Genomic DNA, 6,011 nt, shown 5'->3' with positions numbered 1-6,011 from the left:
CACGCCCAAGGTTTGTGCCATCTCCTTCAAAGCATTCAGTGTGTCAGTATAAATTGAGGGGTCATTGAACTCAGCATGAACGCTGTTCATCCGCAAAAGGTCATTGTCCTGCATCCAAGCACTCTGCACGCTAACCGTAACGACACTTCCTGGAGCCTCAAGCGTCAACAACGGTCGTGCGGAAGTGGGGAAGGAGAGATATCCCTGTTCAAAATAAGCTTCTGGAACCAGGGTGCCTCCTGCAGACATGTAAGGTTCCGCAAGAGGGTTTGGTCCCAGCTTAGCAGACCAAACTTTATAGGGCGTATCAAAGGAGAGAGGAGTGTAGTTCAGCTTGGGATCAAAATCATTCAACGTGTAGCGTACGCTGAAATGAACACTCCCTGGCTCAAGGTCGTTCACCTCAGGGATGATCTGCTTGAACTTGAATTCTGCGTAGGCGTCGCGCATGCGCTCTGCTTCGATCGTAGTATGAAAAATACCGATCATGTGAGCGACGATTTCGGTGAATTTATCTAACATCCTGCCAGTTCCATTTCTGCTATGTAAACAGTTGCGACACTGGGCTCCTTGTTAGCTCTGCAGAATGATGGAATGCGCAGCCACCATCTTGATCTGAAAACCGGGGCCCAGAAAAGTCTGGGCCCCGAAACTTCATTTGAACTTATGCGCCGTCGCCATCATCGCCGATGTAGCTGGAGCTAAAGTTCCCACCGACAACGGTCATATCGACAGTGTTTCCGAGTACGTTCGCACCTTGGACAATGCTCATGTTGAAGGCTGTAGTGTCGATCTGCGAGGCGGCCGAAGCAAAGGATTCACCGGTTACAAAACCATCGTCACCATTGTTCGAGCCCCACTGGCCAGCATTACCGCCAGCACCACCGGCGCCGCTATAAGCGTTGCCGCCATTGCCCCCGGTTCCGCCACCAGCTTGAACGCCGCCGACGATTGCTTGACCACCAAAGGCGTCACCAGTGTCACCGCCCCAAGCGTGGCCACCATAGCCATCACCGCCTGCACCGGCAGTGGCGGTATTGACGCCCCCATTGCCTTGAGCGTTATTGAGTGCTGCAGACCAGCCATCTGTGTCGCCGCTGGCCCCACCAGTAGCATTTCCGCCACTGCCGTCACCGCGCCCTGTGCTTTCGGCACGGCCAACTGAATCAGCGTTACCGCCGTTTCCGCTATGACCAACACCGAGACCAATACCGCCACCGAAGCCGTCGGCCGCAGAATCCCCAGTCGAGCCACCGCCCGCAATGGGAATGCCAAAGAAGCTTCCAGCAGAGCCGCCGTCAGCGTCGCTGGAGTCTGCATTCGCACCTCCCAAGCCAACGCCGACACCGACACCCCCAGCATCGCCGGAGTTACCGCCATCCGCCTCCGAGCCCGCGCCCGACAGCCCAAGGCCGAAACCTGCACCAATTGAGGTTGCAGCGCCACCATCACCACCATCAGCATCGTTGTCTGAATCGGCACCGCCCAGTCCAAGACCTATGCCAAGCGCGCCTGCGTCACCGCCCTGCGCACCTCCGCCGCCTTCAGCAGTAGATTCGCCGCCTTCGCCGCTCTGACCACCACCAGCAAGCGCTGCGCCTCCGATCCCCAGGCCACCAAGGGCTCCGGCACCATCGGCATTACCGCCTTTGCCACTGGCGCCACCAGCCGCACCCGCAGCAATTCCATCGCCAGCCGTGGCTTCGCCACCTGTCGATACATTGTCCTGATTGATCTCACCGTTGTTCCGAACATTGCTCAGAGTATCGTTATCATTCAGGTTGTTGGACTGCGCATTGACCGTCCCAGCGTCATTCCCAGCACCATTCAGCGCATCGTTGAGAATGTCGTCAAGATCGAGATCGTTGCCTGGGTTATAATCAATATCCCCCTTGGCCATAATGAAATCATTCGCCGACGCGTCTTTCAGATCGATATCGGCAAAGTCATCATCGTTGGGCATGTACCCTTCCATGTCCATACCAACAGTGACCCCGACAGTGGTACTGCTGTGATTAGTCATACCAGTAACATTCTCAGTCGTACTGTTGTTGGTGGTTGTGCTGTTGTTGTTGGTATTGCTGTTGTTGTTGGTATTGCTATTATTCGTCATCGCGTTGTCTGAATGGTTCCCATTGTGGTTCTTATTCAGACCGAGATTGGCGTTTACGTTGCCGTTGCCGTTCCCGTTGTCATTGCCATTCCAGTTATCAGATGATTGGCCTTGATATGAGGTTTGATCTTGATCTTGATCAGAATGCTGCCCTTGGCCCTGGGCTTGCAGTTCAAGCTGCGCTTGGCCTTGAGCCTGAAGCTGATCCTGATTTTGTTCTTGATCACCGTTGTCAATATGGAAAATGTTTACGGGATTGCTGCGATTACCTGGCATTGTAGTTCTCCTATGCGGCACATGCCGGATCGCTGCTCATTTCAAAAGCGATCATTGGACTGTGCGTTTCTGTTGGGAATAATATTTTGGCCATACATGGGCCTTAAGCAGGTCCATGCGGGGCGCAGTACTCATTTCGGTTTTTGGATGATGTAGCCTCCCTTTCGTTGCCTTTGTTGCAAATCTCGGGAATGGTGCAGCCTTAGATTCGAGGCCTGATCCATTCAAAACCGCCAGCGCGTTCTGAAAGGAACGCGCGTCATCACAACAAGATGACAAGGAAGAATATCTTCAAAAAATAGAGAAAAACCTATCTAACCATTGTAACTAGATGGTGCGCATTCGAATCTAAAACCCTGAATAATAACGCTATTTAACTGTGTTATGATTGCGCTTCGCAGTCTCACCAGGCATTCTAATCTGCAGGCTCTACACCTTTTGATAGGAAAGAGCTTCGGAGGAAAGTCAACTCAGAGTTGAAACACGCCATTTGGACAAAAATATCCCCAACTTCGACGTAAATATGTTATGGTCTAGACCTAAAGGCGTATAATATTGACACTTTTCTGACGACCTTTAGGTAACAAGTGAATTAAGCAGCCATCTACATGGCAAGCAAATTAAACTGCGGCGAGGCAGACAGGCATAGAACGTTGTAACCATATTAGGAACAATGCTATGCGTGATTTTGAATATGTTAGCTCTGAGAAGATATCATGCTTTTTCATTGGTAATTCACGAGATTTTTCAAATACTTTGGTGAAGCTCGCACAGGCGAACCTCGAAGATATTGCATTCTATAGATTAGGGTCCATCGAAGCTCTTCTTGAGTTGTCGTTGGTACGACCCGACAGGGTCCGTAGTATCATTTTGAACCAGTCTATGATGGAGCCTTTGAAAGAAGAACATGCCCTTCTTATGGAGCGGTTTCCAAATGCAACGATTGCCTTGGCTTACCGTCAGCCAAAATGGGCTCAGCAAGTACTGACGGAGATAAGAGATAGTCCCCCGCAAGCGAACCTCGCCTTTCTGCCAATGAACCGGGACGTGGATCGTTGGTTAACGCTATTGGAGTTGCTGATTTGCGGAGAGAACTATATCCCTTCCGAGCTCTATGCATCGACACAAGTAGCGCAAATCACTACCGAAAAAACTAAATCCAGCTCTCAGACATTACTGAACCCGGCAGTTCAAGAGAGACTTAACTTTCCTGACCCGGCCCTTAGGCCTGTAAAAGATGGGCTGACTTGCCGAGAGATGCAGGTTCTCACCTGCGTTGCAGAGGGCAAACAAAACAAGATTATCGCGGATCGTCTGGGCCTATCGGAGCATACGGTAAAGCTGCATATACATCACGTCATTTCAAAACTCGGCGTAAACAACCGCACAGAAGCTGCAGTCTGGTTTCTCGAGCAAGCGAAGGCAGATCTGAGGCCATAATGAGTGACGACGTGAGCCAACATCTTCAGTTTGACAATTTTCTCCTACTTGTCGGAAAGCTCAACTATACATGGACAAATACCGAAAGCCTTTTGATCCACTTCATTGCCGGATTGGCACGCATAGACAAAGAGACTGCTACCGTCATCTTTCTAACGTTAAATACCACGCGTGCTCGGATTGACCTGGTTGAACGTCTGTCAAAACTGGACAAAATAGCACGAGAGCAAAGGTCTGCGGTTTTGGATATTACCAGCCGGCTTTTAGGGCAGGCGAAGCTGCGAAACCGGTATAACCACTGCATTTATGCGTTCGATGCGGAAGGAGGAAACCCTCGCACAATCCTCATGCGCATAGCCGATCGTAAAGACACCTTGAAAATGGGCCAGTCTCATCCTCTTAATGATGCGGCTGCTGAAGATATCGAAGCAGCGATTAATGAGTTGGCGCTCATTAACCAAGCGATCTGGCAGGTCATTCAGCGCTTTGACTTCCCACGTTAGGCTTGCTCAGGCAGCGCGGACCTATGCTAACCTTATTGTTAGCTTCACAGGTAAGTTTTTGATTTTAAACTAGTATCATCGACCTCAGCCAATACCCAGAAGTTACGGCTTTGGGGAGGCAAGTAGATCGATTTAGGGAGGGTCAGGTCGCTAAAGCGGCTTTGACCAACCAATGGTTTGATACTGGAGGACATCATGATTCTAATACGATGCTTAACCATCAAAGGACAAAAACAGGGAGGCGCAGGCCTTGGGGGATGGCCCGCGCCATTTCTCAACTTAGCGGTGGGACGCCGCCAGAGAGAATATCGCGTTTATGGGTCAATCTTGTTCCCAGAAGTGTTCACGTTGGTCAGACTCTCAGCCACGACATCCGCAAAAGTCGAAACCATTGCAACATAGAAATCAGCATCTGTGGGTGGTATGTTCACAAAACCTTCAGGCGCGATCGTATCACCGGTGTAGGCCGAAATTCTTACCGGAAAACTTAGTCCTGCATTCTCTCCTGTCGGGCTGGTGATATTAACAATACCCTCCAACTCATTGAACTCTCTACTTTCAGGAAGCATCGTTGCACCATTCAATGCAATCTTACGGATGTCGATCCTGATTTGAGGATCGGCGCCATCGCTGCTCAATGGCACACGTTGAGCGACCTCTCCACGCAAATCCTCTTCAATTTCGGGATAGAAATCTAACGCGTTGCTCTCGGATGCAGTAGCGACAGTAGCCTCAACATCAATCTTAGAAATACGAAGGTCTTCTGAGGCATGTGCGGCCGCGCTGAGCGCGAGAGTGCTGACACTGGCTGCAAAAACAATAGTCTTAAGCTGAGCAAACATGATGTACTCCTGAATGCAGTTTGCTGCCGCAGGCCATTCCTGAAGCAGTAGGTACTCATTGGAGAACCTCCAAATCCATAAGTAGTTCCCCTTAAACGAACTAAACACTTCACAACGCAGTGTGCCTCAAGTTGCCGAGGCCTCCGCGGCCTCCGCGCAAACACTACCCCGGGTGAGGAGTGTGCTCCGTCACACGAACAGGGGACTTCAACAAAAAGATCAAAGAAGTTTCGAAGCCTCCCTTGTAAGTTGTGAAACGCCCCATAATCTCACATTACCAGGTGAGGCGCATCCTCGCCGCGGCGCTGTACACCGCGAAAGCAATCAGGTGCAGGCTGGCAAGGCAATCGTGATCTTTATACGCCGAAGCGGTGTCATCTGAAATTGACAGCTGCCATTGAAGAGCTTCGAAAACTTCTCCGGGTATGCAGCCACAAAGAGTGTGAGTTCACGGTGAAGTGCAGTTTTTGATATCTTGTTTTACTCCAACCGGTTCTGTATTTCCATCAGGTTGCTTTCAAAGACTTCAGCGGGCGTCCGGTAGCCAAGACATTTGCGCGGCGTTGCGTTAAGGCGGTGACAAATCGACCTCAGATATCGATTTGTCAGCGCCGTCGGTGCGGTTGATCTTGGCAGGTATCGACGCAGCCTGTTGTCCGTATTCTCAACAGTGCCTTTCTGATAGGGCGCTTGCGGGTCACAGAACCAGGCATCCGCTCCAATCCCAGCCTTGAGATATTTCCAGGCCGAGAACTCGGTGCCGCGGTCGAAGGTGATTGACTTGCGCGCGTCGGCGGGCAGGGGAACCAACCCGTTGATCAGGGACTCCATGATCGG

Annotated in this window: 6 protein-coding genes; 2 read left to right on the top strand and 4 right to left on the bottom strand. The window is 51.0% G+C overall.

Annotation, left to right across the window (positions count from 1 at the left end):
* Together ACN0R1_RS20945 and ACN0R1_RS20940 are read right to left on the bottom strand one after the other, a co-directional pair.
* On the bottom strand, window positions 1-522 hold a 522-nt coding region (locus ACN0R1_RS20945; protein ID WP_417586101.1), incomplete at its 3' end, for a hypothetical protein.
* Window positions 523-664: 142 nt separating this feature from the next.
* On the bottom strand, window positions 665-2,389 hold the full coding sequence (locus ACN0R1_RS20940; RefSeq protein WP_417586100.1) for a hypothetical protein: 1,725 nt from the start codon (window positions 2,387-2,389) through the stop codon (window positions 665-667).
* Window positions 2,390-3,067: 678 nt separating this feature from the next.
* On the opposite strand from ACN0R1_RS20940, the gene ACN0R1_RS20935 reads away from it, so the two are divergent.
* Together ACN0R1_RS20935 and ACN0R1_RS20930 are read left to right on the top strand one after the other, a co-directional pair.
* Complete coding sequence (locus tag ACN0R1_RS20935) at window positions 3,068-3,829, top strand: response regulator transcription factor (RefSeq protein ID WP_417586099.1); 762 nt, start codon at window positions 3,068-3,070, stop codon at window positions 3,827-3,829.
* Window positions 3,829-4,332 (top strand): hypothetical protein, encoded by a 504-nt coding sequence (locus tag ACN0R1_RS20930; RefSeq protein WP_417586098.1) that lies wholly within the window; start codon window positions 3,829-3,831, stop codon window positions 4,330-4,332. The genes ACN0R1_RS20935 and ACN0R1_RS20930 overlap by 1 nt, the downstream gene beginning before the upstream one ends.
* A gap of 314 nt (window positions 4,333-4,646) precedes the next feature.
* Here ACN0R1_RS20930 and ACN0R1_RS20925 read toward each other — a convergent pair whose 3' ends face one another.
* Both ACN0R1_RS20925 and ACN0R1_RS20920 read right to left on the bottom strand, forming a co-directional pair.
* On the bottom strand, window positions 4,647-5,174 hold the full coding sequence (locus ACN0R1_RS20925; protein ID WP_417586097.1) for a hypothetical protein: 528 nt from the start codon (window positions 5,172-5,174) through the stop codon (window positions 4,647-4,649).
* Window positions 5,175-5,654: 480 nt separating this feature from the next.
* Window positions 5,655-6,011, bottom strand: a 357-nt coding sequence (locus ACN0R1_RS20920; protein WP_417586096.1) for an IS30 family transposase, incomplete at its 5' end; no start/stop codon positions are given.

Source organism: Nitrincola sp., from assembly GCF_048264025.1.
Taxonomy (GTDB): domain Bacteria; phylum Pseudomonadota; class Gammaproteobacteria; order Pseudomonadales; family Balneatricaceae; genus Nitrincola.
The sequence above is the reverse complement of the archived record's forward strand: the minus strand, read 5'-3'. Positions and strand labels throughout refer to the sequence as shown.

Excerpts from the sequence above, each read along its gene's own strand:
- ACN0R1_RS20930 (WP_417586098.1), top strand. The coding sequence starts at position 3,829 with ATGAGTGACGACGTGAGCCAACATCTTCAGTTTGACAATTTTCTCCTA.
- ACN0R1_RS20925 (WP_417586097.1), bottom strand. The coding sequence starts at position 5,174 with ATGTTTGCTCAGCTTAAGACTATTGTTTTTGCAGCCAGTGTCAGCACT.
- ACN0R1_RS20935 (WP_417586099.1), top strand. The coding sequence starts at position 3,068 with ATGCGTGATTTTGAATATGTTAGCTCTGAGAAGATATCATGCTTTTTC.
- ACN0R1_RS20940 (WP_417586100.1), bottom strand. The coding sequence starts at position 2,389 with ATGCCAGGTAATCGCAGCAATCCCGTAAACATTTTCCATATTGACAAC.